Origin of the sequence: Streptomyces sp. NPDC058291, assembly GCF_042880855.1 — a bacterium.
In the GTDB taxonomy this organism is placed as follows: domain Bacteria; phylum Actinomycetota; class Actinomycetes; order Streptomycetales; family Streptomycetaceae; genus Streptomyces.
The window spans coordinates 1-19,267 of the sequence record NZ_JBHVYK010000001.1 but is presented as its reverse complement, the minus strand read 5'-3'; the positions used below and the strand labels follow the sequence as shown (position 1 = coordinate 19,267).

Below are 19,267 nucleotides of genomic sequence, written 5' to 3'. Positions count from 1 at the left end.
GGGGAGGGGAGCGGACCCGCTGTCGTCTCGGGGGCGGCGCCTTCGGGAACAGGCGGTAGCGGAGGGCAGTGGCTGTCCCGGCACGGGCGCTCGGGTCCGTGAGCGGTTCAGCGCGGCGGGCCGAGGATGACGCCGCCGTAGAGTTCGGATGCTTCCGCCAGGAGGGACTTGGCGATCTCGAAGCCGTCGGGGCGTGGGGTGGTGAGGTCGCGTCCGGCGTGGCGGAACATGCCCTCGATGCCGCCGGGCGTGGTGATCATGAGAAGGTCGGCGCGGTCGGAGGTGATGCGGTAGCCGTGCGGGACGTTGCGGGGCAGGTAGACGATCCCGCCTTCGCTCAGTTCGTGTTCCTCCTCCCCGGACCACACCAGGGCCGTGCCCTTGATCAGCATGAACACCTCGTCCTCGCGGGTGTGCAGGTGGAACGGCGGGGCTTCGCCCTTGGCCACGTCGAAGCGGCCCACGGTCAGCTTGCCCTCGGTGGCTTCCTTGTCGAGCAGCACGGAGAACGTTCCCCCGTCGAGCCATTCCAGCTTCTGCTGCTGTTCGGGCTGCGCCAGATAGGCCATGGTCATCGGGGACCTCCAAGGAAACTCCGGCCTTCAGACCGGGGCGGAATCGGACTCCTGCGGAGCGGGGCGAGGGGTCGGAACACGCCTTCCGGAGCGAATCCCGGTGCTCTGACCGGCAGGCCTGAACTTGACCGGTGATGCTGTGCGTTGGTGAGTGCGACGCACACTGTGTGAAGCGGGCGTTCACCTCCGGTGGGGGAGGGGCGCAGGGGGACATGGGCGGAGCGGGGGACGGTGTGGGCCGCACCCGACGAATCCGGATATCGCGTGGGTACGGACCGACTGGAGATGGAGTTGACCGGCTGGTCGCAGGCGGCTGTGCGGGGCCGGCCCCCGCGGGGGGAGGTCAGCCGATGGTGAGGACGAGTTTTCCGCGGCTGTGGCCGGCGTCGCTGGCCTGCTGGGCCTTGGCCGCGTCGGTGAGCGGGTAGGTCGCGCCGACCGTGATCGCCAGTGTGCCGTCGGCGGCCTGCCGGGCCAGTTCGGCCAGCCGAGCCGCCGAGCGGCGCTGCGGGCCCTCGGCGAAGACGATGCCGAGTTCGCGGGCGCGGAAGTCGGCGGTGGTGACGATCCGGTCGGTGCCGCCGCGCAGGGTGATGGAGTCCTCCAGTACGCCCTTGCCCGCGGCGTCGAGCACCGCGTCCACGCCGTTGGGGGCGAGCGCGCGCACCCGCTCGACCAGGCCGTCTCCGTAGACCAGCGCGGTGGCGCCGAGCGAGGTGACGTACTCCTGGTTGGTGGGGCCGGCGGTGCCGATGACATGGGCGCCGCGGGCGACGGCGAGCTGGACGGCGACGGTGCCCAGCGCGCCGGACGCGCCGTGGATGAGCAGGGTCTCGCCGGTTTCTCGCCGGTTTTGATGTCGAGCAGGTCCAGGACGCGGTCGGCGCCGTCGCTCGCCACCGGCAGTGCGGCCGCGTGCGTCCAGTCCAGGCCGGCCGGCTTGAGGGCGAGCACGGTCGCACTGGCGAGCGCGTACTGGGCGTAGGAGCCGGTGTCGGACCAGCCCAGCACCTCGTCGCCCTCCTTCAGATGGTCGACGTCCTCGCCGACGGCGTCGACGATCCCGGCGATCTCACCCCCGGGGACGGCGGGCAGGGTGGTGGGGAAGATGGCTTCCATGGTCCCGGAGCGGATCTTGCCGTCCACCGGGTTGACACCGACAGCCTGTACACGCACGCGGACCTGGCCGGGGCCGGGCTCGGGGATCTCGGTCTCCGCCTCGTGCAGGACCTCGGTGCCGCCGAACGTGTCGAAAACGATGGTCTTCATCACTGCTGTCTCCTTGATGAGCTGATCCGGTGCAATCAATGGGGTGGCTGAGCACCCTCAAAACGCGACGCCAGTCATGTGGCTGGCCGAAGATCTGTTGGGTGGGCTCGTTCGTGGGCTGGAGCCGCGGAGATTTGGGCCGTCACGCGGTCCGGAGCGGCGCCTGCTCACTGTTTTCCGCTGTTTCGATGACATGGACGCACCGGTCGAGGGCGGCGACCATGTAGCGGCGCCAGAGCGGGGCGAAGGGGCCGGCGAGGATCCAGCGGCGGCCGGGCAGCGGCTTGAACTCGTAGGTCCAGCGGATGAGTGTGCCGTCACCGTCGGGATTGACGTTGAACTCGCCCCGTACACCGGCCGCGAGGCGGGAGAGGACGTTGGTGAAGCCGGTCAGCTGGTAGGCGAAGCTGGAGCCCGGTACGTACTCGGTGAGTTCCTCGTCGGCCTGGGAGCCGTCGTCGAACTGCGGGTTTCTTCGCGGGCCCACGTGGTCCCAGGCCTCGGTCTGGTTCTTCACGCTGCTGATGCCGGGGAACGGGGCCACCGGGCGGAAGACGGTGGGGAGGTCGATGGGCACCAGGACGCGGAAGGCGTCCTGAGGTGCCGTGCGGGTCCGCTGCTGCACGGTGATGGTGACGGTGTTGTCGGCTGGGCCGATGAGGAGTGCGGTCATGGTTCAGCTCGCAGTCGTGGTGGTGATGGGGAGGAGGTAGTCGGTGTAGCCGCAGTGGTCGCCGCCATGGAAGGTGGTCGGGTCGGGCTCGTTGAGCGGGGCGCCCGGCGGAGGCGGTGGGGCAGGCCGCAGTTGGCCAGTGCCGTGGCGCCGGCCGAGACGGCGTCGGCCGGACCGGAGTCGAGGTCGGCGAAGCGGGCGCCGAGCGGGGGGCCGCCGCCGTTGACGATCAGCGCCGTCGACCACTGAAGGCCATGTGCTGCGCGATTCCTCGTCCGGGCCCTGGATGAGGTGGAGGTAGGCGAGGCCGAGCGGGTGACGGCGTCGAGCAGCGCCGGGTAGACGTCGCGCATGTCGGGGTAGGGGTGCAGCGCCTCCCGCATCAGCTCGTTGGTCACACGCGAGGCCCGTAGGCCCCGCTCGTGTCGATGTGCGTGATCCCGCGCTCGACCGCCTCACGCAGGACGGCCGGAGCGCCCTCGTGGTCGGCCGGAGGCCATGACGCCGGGGCCGGCCAGTTGCATGGCGCCGTAACCGAACCGGGTGACCGCCGCGTCACCCAGTTTCCAGGTGCCCCCGGGAAGGGGAAGAGACGGCGCATCCGCGTCCGCGCCCGCCCCCCAGTGGGTCATGGCGCTGTGTCACGACTGTTTCCCTTCTTGAGGTCAGTGGGACGGGCCGGGGGCACGGTGGTGAGGCCGTGCCCTGCGGCTGGAGGGTCAGGAGCGGTAGCGGGTACGGCGCGCCGCGAGGTCGCCTACGGCCGGTGGTGTGGCGTCCGCCATCGCGCCGGCCATCGGGGCCGACGCCGCGGCGATTCGGGGTCCAAGCTGAATGCGCCCTTTCCTCTCGGTGGAGGACCGGCGTCAGACGGCGGACGGGACGACGATGACCTTGCCGTGCACCGCGCCCTCGGCGGCCCGGGCGTGCAGCGCAGGCAGCTCGGCCAACGGCACCCGCTCGGTGACATCGACGCGCAGCTCGCCGCTGTCGATTGACGCCACCAGCTTCGCCAGCTGGTCGGCGTCGCTGCGGACGAACAGGTCGATGCCCCGCACGCCGCGCTCCTCGTCGCTGGGGGCGGGCATCCACACCGTGGTGTTCACCAGGACACCGCCGGGACGGACCAGGGTGACCAGCGCGGCCAGCTCGGCCGGGTCGACCGGTGCGAGGTTGAGCACGACGTCGACCGGTTCGGTCACCGCCGCGGTCACGCTGGTGGTGGTGTGGTCGATGACTTCGTCGGCGCCGGCCGACGTGACCGCCTCGCTGCTGCGTGGGCTGGCCGTGGCGATGACGTGGGCACCGGCGTTCTTGGCCAGCTGCACGGCGTAACCGCCGACCGCGCCGCCCGCGCCGTTGATGAGCACGCGGTGCCCGGCCGTCAGCTTGCCGTGGTCGAACAGCGCCTGATACGCGGTCAGGCCCACGAGCGGCAGCGCGGCGGCGTCGGCCAGCGGGACGTCCTTGGGCGCCGGCGTCAGGACCTCGGCCGGTGCGAGGACGTACTGGGCGGCGGCTCCGGTCCCGTCCATCGGCAGGAAGCCGACGATGTGGTCGCCGACCGCGACGCCGTCCACGCCCTCGCCCAGCGCGTCGACCGTGCCGGCGACGTCGATGCCCGGGGTGTGGGGCAGCACCACCGGGATGGGGCCTTGCATGAAGCCGGCGCGGATGTTGCCGTCCACGGGGTTGAACGACGTCGCGGCGACGCGGATCCGGACCTCACCGGCACCGGGGGCGGGCTGCTCCACGTCCTCGTAGCGCAGGACGTCGGGGTCGCCGTACTCGTGGAAACGTACTGCCTTCATGTCGGTTCTCACCTTCACTGTGATCGATGTTGCTTCGAATTCGAAGCAACTGTTGACGACTCTACATCTGCTTCGAATTCGAAGCAAGTGTTGTCGGTCACCGCCGGTGCGAGCGCATCGCAGCGGCGAGTTCGGCGGCGGCTTGGTCGATGCAGGCCCGCAGCCGCGCCGCGTCGCTGCCAGCCGTGGCCGGCCAGTCGGCGGGGCCCGCGACGACGATCGTGGGCACGGGGTCGGCGTGCACGTCGGTCAGGCGCCCGCGTATCACCTGTGTGGTGTCGGGTGGCTGCCGGTCGGAACTGCTGTTGAGCGCCAGCAGCACCGGCATGCCGGCCAGGACTCCGCCCCCGAGGACGGCGAAGAACGAGTCGAACACCTCGCTCGGGGACGCGGCGAGCACCGGGGTCGCCACCACCAGCCCGTCGGCCGCCACGACCGCCGCGATCGCCTCCCGCAGGTCGAGGCTGGCGCGGTCGTAGGTGGAGTGCTGCGCGAGGTCGGCCGCCAGCCGGTGCAGTTCCAGCACCTCCACCTCGGCGCGTGCACCGCCGGCCGCCAGCGACCGGCACACAGCCTCCGCGACCCAGTCCGCGAGCAGGCGAGTGGGACGCGGATGGCCGGCACCGGCGCTCACGACGGCCAAGGACACCGGAGCCCACGCGGCGGTGCTCATCCCGGCATCATGTTCAAGGCTCTTTCTTCCCCGCGGCCGGGCCGTGGTGCCGTCACCGGGGAGGACCGAGAAGGACGTTGCCGGACAGTTCCGCGGCTTCGGCGAGCAGTTGCACGGGGGTGCTGCTGGTCCTCACGTCGTACGAGGTAGGGAATGCTCATGGCCGGTCCTCGGGATCCTGGGCGGCGGCGCCGTCCTCCTTCACCCCACCCTGCGCCGCACCACTGCCCTATCTCCATGTTCTGGAGTGCTCAGTGGGGCCCAACACTGCCCACACCGTGCCCTCATGAAGTCACGACGTCGGGCCAGTGAGCCCTTCGCGTCCGGCTCGCTTCGCCCGGGACGGCACCGGCATTCGCGGAGGAGTTCAAGTCCGGCTCCGCCTGCGGTGGCTGGAAGGGCCGCACGCCACACGGCACACCACACTCTTCGAATTCGAAGCAGTAGACTGCGGTCATGCCTGATTCACCGCCGTCGCTCGACCCCGTACAGCTCGGCGCCTACTTCGACCTCATCGAGGTGACCAGCCTGCTCCGGCATGCAGTCGAGCAGCAGTTGCGCGAGGCCGGCGATCTCAGCTACGTGCAGTTCCAGCTGCTGGCCCGCCTCGGAGACTCGCCGACAGGCAGTCACCGCATGACCGACCTGGCCGACGGCGTCGTCTACAGCCGCAGCGGCCTGACGTACCAGGTGGGTCTGCTCGAGAAGGAGGGCCTGGTCGTCCGCGCTCCCTCGCCGGACGACGAGCGGAGCGTCACCGTCACGCTCACCGACGCCGGACGTACGCTGCTCGCGAAGGTGCTGCCGGGTCACGTCGAGGTGGTCAGCGGTCTCCTGTTCGAACCGCTGTCACGCGACGACGTCAAGACCCTCGCCGGCCTGCTGGCGCCGGTACGTGAGCACATGCGCTCGACGCCGCCTCGCTCCGCCGCGTCTCGCCGCCGCAAAGGCGGAGCATAAGGACTCGACAGGCGTCGGGGCCGCGGCGACCGCAGCGGATCAGGACACGGCAGGACGCCGGGCAGCCCGCAGTCGCCGGTGAACGGGAACGGGGGCGGAGTCAGGCCGAGTCGTCAGGCCGGTCGGCGTGCGAACTGCGCCGGTGTCGCTCGGTACTGCTTCTTGAAAGCGCGGATGAAGTGGCTGCTGTCGGTGAAGTGCCAGCGCGCGGCGGCCTCGGAGACGCTGAGCCGTGATCCGGGGGCGGTGAGCGCCGCGGCCGCTTCCTCCAGACGCCGACGGCGGATGTAGGCACTGCACGACTCGTCCAGACTCGCGAAGGCCCGCTGCAGGGTGCGCACGGAGACGTGCAGGTGCGCGGCGATCGTGGCCGGCGACAACATGGCATTTGTGAGCCGAGCGTCGGCCAGGTCCTTGGCGGCTTGGGCCAGTGCCGGGGTGAAAGTGGGCTCGTGGTCGTCGAAGTGGTCGAGGACCAGTCCCTTGGCGAGTTCGAGCAGGGCGTTGCGGGACGCGTGCGCGGCCGCCGGGCCGAGGCCGCTCACGGTCCGCTGGACCATGGTGGTGTGTGCCATGAGGATCTGCGCCGCGGGCGAGGTGGCCTGGCCGGTGCGTGGTTTCCCGGCGACCAGGGAGCGCAGGGCGTCGCCGGGGAAGATGAAGATGCGGGTGCCGATCACGGGGGTGGTGTGGAAGTGATTCTCCGTCACGACGTGGTGCATGAAGTAGGCGCCGGCCGAGACGTACGCGTCACCGCCCTGATCATGTGGGTCCTGCAGGGCCACCGCGCCGCGCAGCCCGACGTACAGCCTGATCTGGTCGTGCTCGTACGTCCCGACTGCCCGGGTGCTCACGGGCGAGGATGCCCAGAGTTCGTTGATGGCGGTGTCTTCCAGGGCCACCGAGCGCATCGTTCCCTGGAAGCCGTCGACCGTGGAAGCGCTGAATTCCGGCAGCGGGTACAGGTCTCCCATGCGGTCGTTCCAGGTGTCGATGAACGGTTCCCACGTTCCCCGGCCGGGGCCGGTGGAGTCCGCGTCGACGTTGAACGTGCCCACCTTGTCGCCCGGTCCGAGGAAACGAGATCCGCTGCTCATGTGCCCTCCGTGCCGGTGAAGTTGTCGCCGGGATCCTGTCTGGTGTCGCAAACGTACACGCTTCCTTCGCACGGCCGTTCCTAGTGTTGGCTGCACTTCAACCGTTGACGATCTTCCACTTGCGGGTGCCGCCGGCCGTGCTGCCACCGTGCACGCCGGCGCCGCCGCGGGCGCACTGCCCGGTGGCGAAGTCGTCGTCACGCCGGCGGCTGATTCCCACCTGACCGACCTTCGAGGAGACAACCGCGATGATTCCCGATGACGATCCGTCCCGGTCGCTGACCGTGGCGCACCCGGACGACCCCGGCACGACGTATGTCTCGCTGGTGGGCAACACGTACGCCATGCTGATCACCGGCGAGCAGACCGACGGCCGGTACTGCCTGATCGAGATGCGCGTGCCCGACGGCGGCGGCCCGCCGCCGCACCGGCACGACTTCGAGGAGATGTTCACGATCCTCGAGGGCGAGATCGAATTCACCTTCCGAGGCGAGAAGCACACGGTGCGGGCCGGGTCCACGATCAACGTTCCGGCCAACGCGCCGCACAACTTCCGCAATATCTCGGGTGCGCCGGCGCGCATGCTGTGCATGTGCACCCCCGCCGGCCAGGACGAGTACTTCCTGCGCATCGGCGATGTCGTCGCGGGCAAGGACGCGCCGCCGCCGCAGCTGTCGCAGGACGAGCTCATGGAGCGTCGCCGCCGTGCGGCCGAGCTGGCCGCGACCTACAGGAGCGAGTTTCTCTAGCCCGCAGGCAGGCGGGCCCGGGAGGCCCGCCTCCGAGAGTTCGACATGACCGGGGACCCGGGCCCGGGCCTGGACCCGCACCGGTCACGGCTGAGGCCGTGTCGAGTGGTGTGACCGTGATGAGCTGTCCGTCGGCGCGACCGTGGACAGGCCGACTGTTACTGCTATTTCCGAGGAGCGCGGATTGGGAGCGGTGGGACTTGCGGACCGGCTGGCCGCGGCACGAGCCGGTGCGCTGGTGGGCAGGGAGCCGGAGCGGGCGGTGCTCGACCGGATACTGTCGGGGGCACCGGACGCCCCACTCGTGGCGTACCTGCACGGCCCTGGCGGTATCGGCAAGTCCTCGCTGGTGCGCTACGCCGCCCGGCAGGCCGAGCTCATCGGCCGCCGCGTCGTGCGCGTGGACGGACGGTTCCTCGACGCCGACCCGCGCCGGCTGGAGGAGGCCGCGGCCCCGGCCCGCGCCGAACCCGGTGCGGTGCTGCTCATCGACACCTTCGAGCAGTGTCAGCCCCTTGAGGCGTGGCTGCGTGAGAGCTTCCTGCCGCGGCTCGCGGACCATGCGATCGTGGTGGTGGCCAGCAGGGTCGCCCCCGACGCCGAGTGGTCGCTGGACCCTGGGTGGGCGCAGCTGTTCACCGCACTCGCCGTGCGGCCGCTCGACGCCGCCCAGTCCCACGCCCTGCTCGCCGCCCGGGGTGTCCCCGCCGAGCAGCGCAGCGCCTTCGTCGCCTTCGCCGGAGGCAGCCCGCTCGCCCTCTCGCTGGCCGCCTCCGTACCTGCCGCGGCACCCGGCGCACCGTGGAACCCGACCGGTGACGTCCTGACGACCCTGGTCGAGCGGCTGGTGGGAGACCTGCCCAGCGCCGTCCACCGACGCGCCCTCGAGGTCGTCGCGCAGGCATACGTCACCCGCGAGCCCCTGCTGCGCGCGGTGCTGGGTGACGAGAACACCGACACGGTGTTCTCCTGGCTGCGCCAGTTGCCCTACATCGAGGCCACGCCCGAGGGGCTGCACCCGCACGACGCGGTGCGGGCGACCCTCGAGGCCGACCTGCGCTGGCGGGACCCCGAGCGCTACGACGACGTCCGCGTCCGCGTCTCGCTCGCGGGCCTGCGGGCCGTGCGCGGCGCCGCCGACGACGACGCGCTCCTGCGGGTCGCGGAGTGGATGTTCCTCTTCCGCGACCAGGGCGGATCCGACAATCTATACAATCACCGTACGCACCCACACATCGAGGACACCCCACTTCGCCCCGAGGACGTACCCGGCGTGCTGCGCATGGCCCAGGAGGCGGAGGGCCCGGCATCGGCGGCCTCGGTCGCACACTGGCTGCGCCGCCAGCCGGAGGCCTTCCGCGTCCACCGCTACGCGGGCTCCTGCGCACCCGTGTCGTTCATGGCCGTCCTGCGGCTGGACGCACCACTGCCCGAGGACCGTGCCGCGGACCCGGTGATCGCGGCAGTCTGGGACCTCGTGGAGGCGGCGGCCCCCCTCGGGCCGGGCGAGCATCTGGGTATACGCCGCTTCGCGGTGCAGCCCGGCGGGCGCCAGCGGCCCTCACCCCTGATGGAGCTCATCAGCCGGCGCGCCATCGCCGAGGAGATGCGCGCCCACGGACGCGCGGTGACCTTCACCGTCTTCGAAGACGCCGACCGGTGGGGACGTTACCTCGCCGAAGCCGGGATGCCGGAGCTCGCGGCCATGGACGTCGACGGGAGGCGACAGCACATCTTCGGCCGGGACTGGCGACTGCAAACCGTGGACCAGTGGGTGCGACACCGGGCTCGCGCCACGGTCACGCCCGTAGCGACATGGCCCACGACTGCCTCAGCGGGTGGCCCGGGCGACCAACTGTCGCGCGCCGGGTTCGAGGAAGGAGTGCTGGAGGCGCTGCGCACCTGGCACACCCCCCGCGCCTTCGCGACCTGCGTCCTGCTGCACTCCCATCTCGTGCCGCCGGGTTCACCCGACCCGGCGGCGAACCTGCGCGGCGCCATCACCGCGGCTCTCGCCGCACTGCAGACGGACCCCGCGGGTGTCAAGGCCCAGGAGGCCCTCACCGCCACCTACATCGGGGCCTCCCGCACCCACAAGGCCGCCGCCCGACGACTCGGGGTGCCCTACGGCACCTACCGGCGCCACCTCGCCCTGGCCAAGGAACGCCTCACCGAACACCTGCTGCGACAAACGGCCACGCCATCCACACCGATCCAGCCACGATCGTTGCCGCAGGAGTGACCCGTGGGCGGCGCTGAACATGGTTGAGCAGCACAGGCCGTGGCGACCGGACAGCGGGGCGGCGCAGGGTGTCCTGGTCCACATGGCACAGGTGGTACCGGCCGTCCGGGGGAGTCCAACCGCTCTGGCGCGGGCATGAAATTGCAGGTCAGTGCCTCACGCTCTGGGGGCGTTGGCCCAGTTTGTGACAGATGTGTGAGAGCAGGTGAAACGGTGAGGCGCCCGCCGGTAACCATCCCTGGGCGGGCGCCGAGGGAGAGCTCCGACCCGACGGGACCGGTGGTCTGTCCGTCACTATGTGCCAGCTCCGCCGGAGTGCTCCCGACTCTGGCGGCTCACGTCGTGGCGGGTGGCGGCCCGGTCGATCAGGGGGCTGCGATGCTGTTGAGGCCGGCGCCGGCGAGCTGGAGGAAGAACGCCTTCTCGCCGGGCACCTGCGCGATGCCCGCGGATTCGGGAGTTGCGGGAGAGGACGTGGACGCTGTCCCTCGGGGGTTCAGCGGCGTCGCAGTGACGGGTCGAGCAGCGCGGGCGGAGTGTCGTTCTTTTCGTGTGCGGCGAGGTCGGTGCCAGGGGCGACGATCGCGTCGATCGCGTCGAGTACGTCGGCGGAGAGCACGGTGTCCGCGGCGGCGAGCTGCGAGTGCAGGTGGTCCAGTGTGCGGGGGCCGATGATCGCACTGGTCACGGCGGGATGCGCGGTCACGAAGCCGAGCGCAAGCTGGATCATCGTCAGGCCGGCCTCGTCGGCGACCTTGGCCAGCTGCTCGACCGCGTCGAGCCTGGCCCGGTTGGACGGGATGGTGGTGTCGAAGCGTTGCGGCATGAACGTTGAGCGGTTGGTGGCGATTTCCTGGCCCTCGCGGATCGCACCCGACAGCCAGCCCGAGGCCAGCGGGCTCCACGCCAGCACACCGAGCCCGTATTCCTCGGTCACGGGCAGCACATGGCTCTCGATCCCCCGCTGCAGGATCGAATAGCTGGGCTGTTCGGTGACGTAACGGCCCAGGTGGTGCTCGCGGGCGGCCCACTGGGCTTGCACGATGCGGTACGCGGGGAAAGTCGAGGAGCCGAAGTAACGGATCTTTCCCGCGCGTTGCAGGTCGCTCAGCGCCGACAGCGTCTCCTCGTCACTGGTGTTCGGGTCCCACCGGTGGATCTGGTAGAGATCGACGTGGTCGACACCGAGACGGCGCAGGCTGTTGTCCAGCTCGGTGACCAGCCAGCGGCGCGAACTGCCCTGTTGGTTACGCCCGCCCATCGGCATGCTCGCCTTCGTGGCCAGCACGATGTCGTCACGGCGACCGGCGATAGCCTTGCCGACCATCTCTTCCGACTCGCCGCCGCTGTACGCGTCGGCGGTGTCGATGAGGTTGATCCCGCCTTCGAGAGCGGCGTCGACGATGGCGGACACCTCGTCCTGGGTGGTGCGCCCGATCTTGCCGAAGTTCATCGCGCCGAGCGCGAGGGAGCTGGCCTGCACACCGGTGCGGCCCAAGGTGCGGTACTGCATGACTGTGTTCCTCCATTGCGGGTGAAGCGTCGGTGGCAATACGTGGCTGGGTTGCCGGTCCCTGCTCTGGCATCATGAGCAAACGGAACCTTGTTCCGTTAACGATACGGAACGATGTTCCGATTTGGCAAGCTCGGTAGCGGAGGGAGCGGCGCGGGCGGCGCGGAGCGTTCGTTGCGGTAAAGGTCCATCGGGTTGTGGTGGGCATGGGCCCGGGCACCACGTCGGACCAGCGGGAACGGATTGACCATCGGGCCCGACCCGACCTCGCGGTGAAAGTCGTAGAAGCCACGCAGCACCGATTCACCATGACCGCGGGTGGCAGGCGCGTACCGGCGACCCGGCCCCGTCTTGCCCGTCACCGGGTTCGGGGCCGCCGACGCCGCCGACGCCGCCGGGACACCGGCCCGCCCAGGCCTGTCGCTGATCTGGATCCAGCGCGAGAAGTCGCGGGCCTCGTCCCGAGTCGCCTGGTCCCAGGGGGTCTTGACCGCCCACAGAAACCGGAACCAGCGCAGCAGGTCCACCGCGTACGAACGCTGTGTCGTTGCGGGCCGCCCGATGCCCTGCAGATCCTTCAAGTACACCGCGACGGGCTCGACGCTCGCCCCTACCGGATCAAGCAGCTGGTACGGCTCCCACGCATCGCCGGTCATCAGGAGCGAACCGACCCGCGGTACGGCCAACGACCGCAGATCCTGGCCTTGCCCATCTCTCTCGATCATGAGGCGGGACCATAGCCACCCTCTTCACTGCCTGTCCGCTGAACTGCGTGAACTCTCCAGGTAGTTCAGTCAACAGGTAAACACGCTGCTGATGCAGGAAGTCCTGGCCGATCCGAAGTGGGCGGACCAGCTCACCGACGCGGACCGCCGGGCGCTGTCGCCGCTGTTTTGGACCCACGCGAATCCGTACGGCAGATCCGAGCTGGACATGAACAGCCGCCTCGACCTGGACCTGTCCATGCGGGCGACGGTGCCCGGCCCGCGCGCCCCGCAGGTGGAAGCGGCCGCAGTTCCGGCGTGAGACCTGGGCTCCGGTCCTGGCCGGAGCCCAGGCATCGTGCGTGAGCGTCACCAGGGGTGTTGGTGGCAGTCATGAGGGGGACGCGTCGCCTCTGCCGGCCGCGGTGGCGCTGTGGACGCAGTCGCGGAGCAGGGCGCGGCGCTGGTCATGTACGTCATCGGGTTCTTGTCTGCCGGCCGCATATACGTTGCTGACCGGTGACCAGGCCATGGACATGGCGATGACCACGGCCATGATGTCGAACGGGTCACCTGCGCGGACCCGCCCGGCGGCCTGGGCCTCGGCGATGGCCGTGAGCTTGCGGTCGTCGTAGTGCCGGTGGGTCTCGACAAGGTGCCCGGCAGGCCGGCGCTCCAGTCGCGTCCAGGTCGCCAGCCGGATGAGGTCGGGGCGGCGCAGGTATTCGTCGTAGAGGCGAACGGCCCACCCCGCGAGATCCTCGGCGTCGATGGGCACGACGTTGGTGAGGCGCTCCAGCGAGCTGAGGAAGATCGCGTCGAAGAGTCGCTCTTTGTCGCCGAAGTAGGCGTAGAGCCCGCCCCTGGCTCGCCGTGCCGCTCGCGCAGCGGGGCGGTCACGAGCGCGTACCACACCGGGCGCTTCACCAAGGTGCCGAAGCTGGCGAAGGAGCTGCGGGTGCCGACCCCGGCCAACCGAAGGCCGGGGCAGCCCTGGCGGCCCGGCAGCCGGTGCCCGCGGCCGTCGACCCCAGTCTGCCGAGCGCGGACATCCGCATCGGCTATGCCCGTTGCTCGCACCTCAGCCAAAAGCTCGACTCGCAGCTGAACGCGCTCGCCAAGCACGGCATCGGCAGAGACAAGATCTTCAGCGAGAAGATCAGCACCCGGATCAAGGTCCGCCCGCAGTTCGAGGAAGCACTGAAGACCGCCCGGGAGATCAAGGCGCACGCCCCGCACTGCCGGGTCATCTTCACCGTGTTCGGGATGAAGAGGCTGGGGCATGACGCAGCAGAACTCACCGCCCTCGCGGACCGTCTGACCGAGCACGGCCTGGTGCTGGAGATGCGCCGGGCCGCTGCCCGGCATTTACGACCCCACCGGCCCGGGCAAGCTGCTGTTCAGCTTCTTCGCCGCGATGGCGGAGACGGAGCGGGAGAACATCCGGGAGTCAACGCTGGAGGGGCTGGAGACCGCGGCCCGCAAGGGCAAGTACGGCGGCCGGCCCCCGGTCATCACTGACGACATGCTGCACACCGTGCTGCGGCGCAAGGCACTCGGCGAGTCCGTCGAGCAGATCCAGCCCGTCCTGATCATCCCCACCGGCAAGCGCAAGGGACAGAACCCGTCCGTCGCCAGCATCTACCGGGCGCTCGCCGAGCACGAGAAGACCCAGGCGTACCCGGAGGCCGTCGAGACGGCACACACCGACTTCGCCGCCCTTCAGCAGCGCGACCGCAGCCCTGAGTAGTCACTCAGCGCTACACGCCACCTGGCGGTAGCTATACGAGAACAGGGCCGACACGGGCGCCGTCGATGACCGTGCGCTGCGGCTGAGCCGGTCTGGCCGGTCGGGGTTGGGGTTGTCGGTCACGGTCTCCTCGACTGCGCTGAAGGGCGGGGAGCGTGACGATTGTGCCCCACCGCCCTGGCGGGCGACACGCCCGGTCCCGCGCGGACCGGGCCGGGGCCGGCGCACGCCCGGACGGCCTTCACGGGCGGCAGGGCGGTTCAGGGGCGGGTGCTGGTGGAGCGGGAGGTCGGGCCCCAGGCTTTCAGGACCGGGTCCATGCACCATTGGCACAGGGGGCTGCCGCCGTGGCCGTACTTCCAGGTCTTGCGCTGGCATGCGGAGCAGGGGCCGACCTGGCTTCCCAGGCAGACGAACGTCGAGGGGTCGGGGTCGGTGACCGGGGGCGGGGGAGTGCTCATCGTGCTGGTGTCCTTGCGGCGATGGACGGGTCAGGGGACCGGGGTGGGGCCGTGGGGTAAGTCGATGATGTCCAGCTCGGTGTCGGGGCGGCAATGAGTGCACGGCCGCAGACCGCCGGCGATGAGGCGGCGTGCCTCGTCCCGGCCGACGGGACGCCACCGCTTCCCTGCCATGCGGCACTCACCGGCGTGAATCTGGACGGGAGGGCGGCCGGTACCGATGCCCAGTTCCACCGTCCACTGCGGGGGCTCGGGACGGCGCAGCCGGCCGCGCTCCGCTTCTGCCTGGCGCTGTTGCACGGCGGCGATCTTCGCATTGATGCGGGTCAGCCATAGCGTGTGCCACACCCGCAAGGTCTCCAGGCGGGGCAGGTCCTCCGGCAAATCATCGAACACACATTTGATTCTAGGTGTCGGGGAGCATCACCTCGACTCCGGGCGTGGATACCGGCAGCAACGTCCGACCTGGCCTGTAGCTGCACCGGCCGGGACGAAAAAGGCCGGCGCCCTCAGTCCGCAATGCGGGTGGCACGGGCACCGGCCAGCCGGAATCCCTCCCAGGGGAAGAAAACCGTCGTGACTGGGGTTCGAGACCGTCACGGCCCGCGCGGCGCTGGCAGTCGCCCGCGCCGCATCCGGCGAGGCCGTCCACGGCCCCTTGAGCGCCATCCCGCGCCGGTAGGGCCGGGGGAGCGCCGGACTGCCAGGATGGCGCTGTGAGCACCCCCCGCCGCCCTCTGGGCACCGGTCCTCAGTCCCGCCCCCTCCCCGCCCCGGAGCCCGCCGACCGGCCCGGCACCGCCGCGCAGCGCGCAGCCGGAAAGCCACCCGCACCGACAGCGGACACCGACCCCGGCCCGCCCACCGCACGCCGCACCCTCGGCCCCGGCCAGCCCCCGCCACCGACCCGCTGACACACGGCGCCCAGAATCGCGCCCGGCTCGTGCGGGCCTCGTACGATCACAGCACCGGACCCCGGGCCTCAAGAGGCCCGGGGTCCGGTCGGTGCGTGATGGTCAGTAGTCGTCGCGTTCGGAGGGCGGTCCGTACTGCTCGATGAGGTCGCAGGTACACGTCCCGCCCTGGTACACCGACTTGTCGCACTCGTCATGGTGGTCCCACTGCGGCAGCTGCTTCGCCGGGACGGAACGTGCAGTGACTGAGGCGGACCGGGCCGTCGCGGGCCCGACGGAACCCTCGTCCACCGATGCCGGGCTGGTCGGGGCTGGCACCGCTGCGGCCTTCGCCCAGGGCACACCCAAAGCGGCGAGGGCGACCTGCTGCTCGGAGGTGAGCCTGTCCCATCTGGCGCGGGCGTTCGAAGTCCATACGCCCAGCTTCACGACCACCGGCTCTGCCTCGCCGTCGACGTCAATCTGTTCGCTGTGCCCCCTCGGCACCGCTCGGTCGCCTTCCCGCTCCACCCACTGCGCGAGGGCCGCCAGACCTCGCTGGAACGCCGCCTGCGCCTTGCTCGGGCCCTTCGTCGCAGGGACGGGGGACGGAGCCTCGGTGGGCTGCACGCCCAGCTTCGACAACCGCTCCTGCTGCTCGGCCGACAGCTGCGCCCAGATACCCGGATTCTTCTGCCGCTCCAGCCACTTGCCCAGGTCGTCGCCCTCGAACAGCACTCCGGGTTCGATGGCCGGCAGATGGCCGTCGGCGTCGACCAGGTCGGCGAGGACGCGGTAGTGCCGCTGCCAGTCCAGTGGCCAGGGGCAGTCCCAGTCCGGGTCGATCGCGGCCAGCTGCTGCGCGCGTGCCTCCGCTCGCTTCGGGTCCTTGCCGAGGCCGCCCTTCCGGCGCAGATTCGCGAGGTGCTGCCCGATGGGCGTCATCGTCTCGCTCTCGCCCCACACGGCGTCCTGACGCGGTGCGAGGTGCCCCATGGCCCGCCGGTAGGACCGGAGCGCGGCGAGCTTGGTCTCCCACGCCTCCTCGCCCGGCTCCCAGACCATCCCGGCCTCCGGGGCGTCAAGGAGGACCTTGCGCCGGTCCTCCAGCTCACCCGCCCGCAGCGCCTTGCGCTGCTGGTGGACCCACCGCCCGAGGGGGAAGTCCTTCGTGACGCCGACCTCGACCTCAACGTCATAGGGCACGGCGTAGACGCCGGTGATCTCGTTCTCCGCCCGCCAGCGCAGCAGGGCCTGATAGCCCTCCAGCCACACCAGCGACTCCGGCCGGTAGACCCGGGTGCGCAGGAACGCCGCGATCGTCGCCGCGTCGCGCGGGCTGGAGAAGTGCAGCAGCGCCGCTTCGGCAGCGGCCTGCGTATCGTCCTGGTCCTCGCCGTCACCCTCGCCGCCAACCCCGACGATCTGGCCGTCCTCGTCACGCCGGACGTGGACCTTGCGCTTGCCGCTGGTGAGCGCGCGGGAGGCGAGCTGCTCGACCAGGCGCTCATCATGCGAGCGCAGGCCCTGGAGGACGGCCACGAGCGGCTTGAAGCTGGCGGAGGCGATCATGTCGGTGGGGTCCTCGCCGGGCTCCAGGAACACCGGCACGATGATCCGTGCGACCTTGGTGGAGCCGTCCTTGTTGAGGCGGAGCGCGCGGCCGATGTTCTGCACGATCTCGACCTGGGAGCCGCGGGTGTCGGCGAAGCAGACGGCCTCGACTCCCCGCTCGCCGGTGATGTCGACGCCTTCCCCGAGGACGCGGCAGCTGGCGAGGAAGGCGCGGTGGACCCGGCGTCCGGCCGCGTCGATGCCGTTGGCGAACTGCCTCAGGACCTCGCGCCGTTCGGAAACTAGGTGGTCGCCGCACAACCATGCCGACCACACGCGGTCCGGCGGGACGTGGCGGCCGGCCTCCAGCTCGTAGAACTCCGCGTCGATCGACGACGCGGGGAGCCGGTCCGCGGCCGCCAGGTCGTCGTCGGAGGCGTTGTTCACGTACAGCTTGTCGGCGGTCTCCGGCATCTTCTCCGCGAACGCCGCCGCCTCCTCCACCTTCTGATGGAAAGTCATCACGGTGCGCAGGTTGTGCGCGGCGGCGTGCTCCAGGAGCGCGGTCTGCAGCAGCGCCAGGCGCCGGCCCCGCTGCGCCTCCTCCGATTCCCCCAGGTCGGGGGAGGGGTCGCGGATCTCCAGGACGTCGATCTCGAACCCGGCGAGGATCTCGCGTTCGATCGCCTCGCTCAGCCCGAGCTCCGCCAGCCATGGCCCGTAGGTTTCCGAGTCGTGGCCCATGGTCGCGATCTCCAGCTCCTGGCCGTCGGCGCCCTTCTGCGGCCGGGGCGCGGCGAGGATGCGCGGGGTCGCGGTCAGGTAGAGCCGGAAGTCGGCGGGGATGCGGGCGTTGTCGTGGATCGCTGCCCAGGGCCTGCCAAGATCACCCGCCGTACCGTGGGCCTCGTCCACGATCGCGAGCGAAAAACCGTCCATGCGCTGGCCGTACAGGCGCTCTCCGCCCGCCAGAGCGGCCTCCAGCGGCCCGCGAACGCGTCCCTGGCCCGTCGGGTCCTCGAAGTCCTCGCGGTCCACGAGAGAGGCGTAGGTGGCGAACACGATGACGGGCCCGTGCCCGGCCCACAGGGCGAGCTGGATCGGGTTGGTGGTGGTGCGCACCCCCAGCTCGTTCAGCACCGGGTCGTTCTCCAGCGAGCACACCGCGACCATGGGGGAGCGGTGACCCACTGCCCGCCACGCCTGGGCGGTCTGCACGAGCAGGTCCAGGGTCGGGACGGTGACGAGGATCCGGCCGTCCGCGAACGACTCCAGCGCGCACGCGGCGGCGGTGATCGTCTTGCCCGAGCCGGTCGCTGACACGATCGTGCCCCGGGCACCCTGAGGGGGCACAGATGACCTTGAAGGGAATCCCACCCACTGACGAAAAGCTGACTTCTGGTCGATCTGATGCTCTCGGAGCTGAACCACAGTCATAATGTCCATTTTTGGGGCGAGCTGGCATACATGGGACTTCGGGAAGCATTAGGCAGTCGGTTAACTCTTAGTTGCCTTACGCTCTCTGCGTGATCCGTCCCGTCTCAGGTCCTCCCACGTGGAAGCACTTACTCGCCTCCCTCATGCTCGTGCTCCTCATAACGGTCGGTTGGTACGGCATGCAGCCGGTCTACCCAGACTGCGCATTCTTTTCTTTCGGAGATCCGGTGAGTCCGAGTCTTGCTCACCAACAGGCAATTGAAAATGGACAGTGCGACCCGGCCTACCCTCGTTGGAAAGACTGGATAAAATAGGCGTTTCAACCCCCCAGGGCCTATCCCGCGTTTTCGCTAATGCTACATGCTGCATCAACACAAGGCACCCACCACACTGGAACCCATACGAGCGCCCCCACCCTCCCTCTCGCCGTCCCGACCGCAGTACGGCTTTCGTTGAGGGTGGTCCTGGGGGGTAGTTGACGGGTATGCAGAGACGGGACTGGTTAGCCGGGTGGTGGTCTCGGCGGTGGGTGCGTTGGATGGCCGTGGTGGCCGTGTGGCTTGCCGTCTATGGGGTGGGCGCGGTGGTGTGGCGCGCCCTGATGGACAAGACGTGGCCTGAAGCGCTCGCCTTCGCCGGCATGCTGGCCATAGGGAACGCGGTCGGACAATGGGTGGCGCGCCGGGTAAGAAGGCGACAGGGCCTGAAGCCTGAGTAAAGCGGCCCCGCTCCCCACCTTCCCCTTGCTGCTCGGGCCGCAGGCCCGTTGGTCGATCCGCGCAGCGGGGGCCGGCAGGCGCGTGACGCCTTTGGTGGCTGGAGCGCAGCGGATGCCACCTCGCGGGGGCGCCGCCCCCGCAGCTCCGGGAGCGCAGCGGACGGAGCATCAACCTGACTGCGCAGCAG

Annotated in this window: 19 protein-coding genes and 2 pseudogenes; 7 read left to right on the top strand and 14 right to left on the bottom strand. The window is 70.2% G+C overall.

Annotated elements, in window-relative coordinates; all coding sequences use genetic code 11:
- Window positions 1–107 precede the first annotated feature (107 nt).
- The 6 genes and pseudogenes from ACFVYK_RS00105 to ACFVYK_RS00080 all read right to left on the bottom strand — a co-directional run bounded on the left by ACFVYK_RS00105 (window position 108) and on the right by ACFVYK_RS00080 (window position 5,001).
- On the bottom strand, window positions 108–575 hold the full coding sequence (locus ACFVYK_RS00105) for a cupin domain-containing protein (protein ID WP_389766806.1): 468 nt from the start codon (window positions 573–575) through the stop codon (window positions 108–110).
- Window positions 576–918: 343 nt separating this feature from the next.
- Window positions 919–1,844 (bottom strand): annotated as a pseudogene (locus tag ACFVYK_RS00100) (NADP-dependent oxidoreductase).
- A gap of 142 nt (window positions 1,845–1,986) precedes the next feature.
- Window positions 1,987–2,517 (bottom strand): SRPBCC family protein, encoded by a 531-nt coding sequence (locus ACFVYK_RS00095; RefSeq protein WP_389766804.1) that lies wholly within the window; start codon window positions 2,515–2,517, stop codon window positions 1,987–1,989.
- Window positions 2,518–2,873: 356 nt separating this feature from the next.
- A pseudogene (locus tag ACFVYK_RS00090) lies at window positions 2,874–3,149 on the bottom strand (aldo/keto reductase); the annotation flags it as partial.
- A gap of 234 nt (window positions 3,150–3,383) precedes the next feature.
- Window positions 3,384–4,328: an NADP-dependent oxidoreductase gene (locus ACFVYK_RS00085; RefSeq protein ID WP_389766802.1), complete on the bottom strand. Its 945-nt coding sequence runs from the start codon at window positions 4,326–4,328 to the stop codon at window positions 3,384–3,386.
- A 97-nt stretch (window positions 4,329–4,425) separates the two neighbouring features.
- Window positions 4,426–5,001, bottom strand: a complete 576-nt coding sequence (locus ACFVYK_RS00080) for an NAD(P)H-dependent oxidoreductase (protein ID WP_389766800.1) — start codon at window positions 4,999–5,001, stop codon at window positions 4,426–4,428.
- 456 nt (window positions 5,002–5,457) lie between these two features.
- On the opposite strand from ACFVYK_RS00080, the gene ACFVYK_RS00075 reads away from it, so the two are divergent.
- Window positions 5,458–5,961, top strand: coding sequence for a MarR family winged helix-turn-helix transcriptional regulator (locus ACFVYK_RS00075; protein WP_389766798.1), 504 nt, complete (start codon window positions 5,458–5,460; stop codon window positions 5,959–5,961).
- Between the two features lie 113 nt (window positions 5,962–6,074).
- Here ACFVYK_RS00075 and ACFVYK_RS00070 read toward each other — a convergent pair whose 3' ends face one another.
- Together ACFVYK_RS00070 and ACFVYK_RS00065 are read right to left on the bottom strand one after the other, a co-directional pair.
- Window positions 6,075–7,058 (bottom strand): helix-turn-helix domain-containing protein, encoded by a 984-nt coding sequence (locus ACFVYK_RS00070; RefSeq protein ID WP_389766796.1) that lies wholly within the window; start codon window positions 7,056–7,058, stop codon window positions 6,075–6,077.
- A 97-nt stretch (window positions 7,059–7,155) separates the two neighbouring features.
- Window positions 7,156–7,278 (bottom strand): hypothetical protein, encoded by a 123-nt coding sequence (locus tag ACFVYK_RS00065; RefSeq protein WP_389766794.1) that lies wholly within the window; start codon window positions 7,276–7,278, stop codon window positions 7,156–7,158.
- Window positions 7,279–7,306: 28 nt separating this feature from the next.
- Here ACFVYK_RS00065 and ACFVYK_RS00060 point away from each other — a divergent pair, with 28 nt between their 5' ends.
- Window positions 7,307–7,807, top strand: coding sequence for a cupin domain-containing protein (locus ACFVYK_RS00060; protein ID WP_389766792.1), 501 nt, complete (start codon window positions 7,307–7,309; stop codon window positions 7,805–7,807).
- Window positions 7,808–8,000: 193 nt separating this feature from the next.
- Window positions 8,001–10,049: an AAA family ATPase gene (locus ACFVYK_RS00055; protein ID WP_389766790.1), complete on the top strand. Its 2,049-nt coding sequence runs from the start codon at window positions 8,001–8,003 to the stop codon at window positions 10,047–10,049.
- A 496-nt stretch (window positions 10,050–10,545) separates the two neighbouring features.
- Here ACFVYK_RS00055 and ACFVYK_RS00050 read toward each other — a convergent pair whose 3' ends face one another.
- Window positions 10,546–11,562, bottom strand: a complete 1,017-nt coding sequence (locus tag ACFVYK_RS00050; protein ID WP_389766788.1) for an aldo/keto reductase — start codon at window positions 11,560–11,562, stop codon at window positions 10,546–10,548.
- 98 nt (window positions 11,563–11,660) lie between these two features.
- A complete protein-coding gene (locus ACFVYK_RS00045; RefSeq protein WP_389766785.1) occupies window positions 11,661–12,287 on the bottom strand; it encodes a hypothetical protein in 627 nt (208 codons plus the stop codon).
- Between the two features lie 85 nt (window positions 12,288–12,372).
- On the opposite strand from ACFVYK_RS00045, the gene ACFVYK_RS00040 reads away from it, so the two are divergent.
- Window positions 12,373–12,588 (top strand): transposase, encoded by a 216-nt coding sequence (locus ACFVYK_RS00040; protein WP_389767165.1) that lies wholly within the window; start codon window positions 12,373–12,375, stop codon window positions 12,586–12,588.
- A gap of 69 nt (window positions 12,589–12,657) precedes the next feature.
- On the opposite strand, the gene ACFVYK_RS00035 is transcribed toward ACFVYK_RS00040, so the two are convergent.
- Window positions 12,658–13,179, bottom strand: a complete 522-nt coding sequence (locus ACFVYK_RS00035) for a TetR/AcrR family transcriptional regulator (RefSeq protein WP_389766783.1) — start codon at window positions 13,177–13,179, stop codon at window positions 12,658–12,660.
- Between the two features lie 98 nt (window positions 13,180–13,277).
- On the opposite strand from ACFVYK_RS00035, the gene ACFVYK_RS00030 reads away from it, so the two are divergent.
- Together ACFVYK_RS00030 and ACFVYK_RS00025 are read left to right on the top strand one after the other, a co-directional pair.
- Window positions 13,278–13,787: a recombinase family protein gene (locus ACFVYK_RS00030; RefSeq protein ID WP_389766781.1), complete on the top strand. Its 510-nt coding sequence runs from the start codon at window positions 13,278–13,280 to the stop codon at window positions 13,785–13,787.
- On the top strand, window positions 13,684–14,016 hold the full coding sequence (locus ACFVYK_RS00025; RefSeq protein WP_389766779.1) for a hypothetical protein: 333 nt from the start codon (window positions 13,684–13,686) through the stop codon (window positions 14,014–14,016). The genes ACFVYK_RS00030 and ACFVYK_RS00025 overlap by 104 nt, the downstream gene beginning before the upstream one ends.
- 260 nt (window positions 14,017–14,276) lie before the next feature.
- Here the strand turns inward: ACFVYK_RS00025 and ACFVYK_RS00020 are convergent, their stop codons facing one another.
- The 3 genes from ACFVYK_RS00020 to ACFVYK_RS00010 all read right to left on the bottom strand — a co-directional run bounded on the left by ACFVYK_RS00020 (window position 14,277) and on the right by ACFVYK_RS00010 (window position 18,361).
- Entirely contained in the window at window positions 14,277–14,477 is a 201-nt protein-coding gene (locus tag ACFVYK_RS00020) for a hypothetical protein (RefSeq protein WP_389766777.1), read from the bottom strand.
- Between the two features lie 30 nt (window positions 14,478–14,507).
- Window positions 14,508–14,873: a DUF6233 domain-containing protein gene (locus ACFVYK_RS00015; protein ID WP_389766775.1), complete on the bottom strand. Its 366-nt coding sequence runs from the start codon at window positions 14,871–14,873 to the stop codon at window positions 14,508–14,510.
- A 620-nt stretch (window positions 14,874–15,493) separates the two neighbouring features.
- The gene (locus ACFVYK_RS00010) at window positions 15,494–18,361 is read right to left on the bottom strand and encodes a Helicase associated domain protein (RefSeq protein WP_389766773.1); all 2,868 of its coding nucleotides are present in this window, start codon (window positions 18,359–18,361) and stop codon (window positions 15,494–15,496) included.
- A gap of 538 nt (window positions 18,362–18,899) precedes the next feature.
- Between ACFVYK_RS00010 and ACFVYK_RS00005 the strand changes: the two genes are divergently transcribed.
- Window positions 18,900–19,079 (top strand): hypothetical protein, encoded by a 180-nt coding sequence (locus ACFVYK_RS00005; RefSeq protein ID WP_389766771.1) that lies wholly within the window; start codon window positions 18,900–18,902, stop codon window positions 19,077–19,079.
- The last annotated feature ends 188 nt before the right edge of the window (window positions 19,080–19,267 follow it).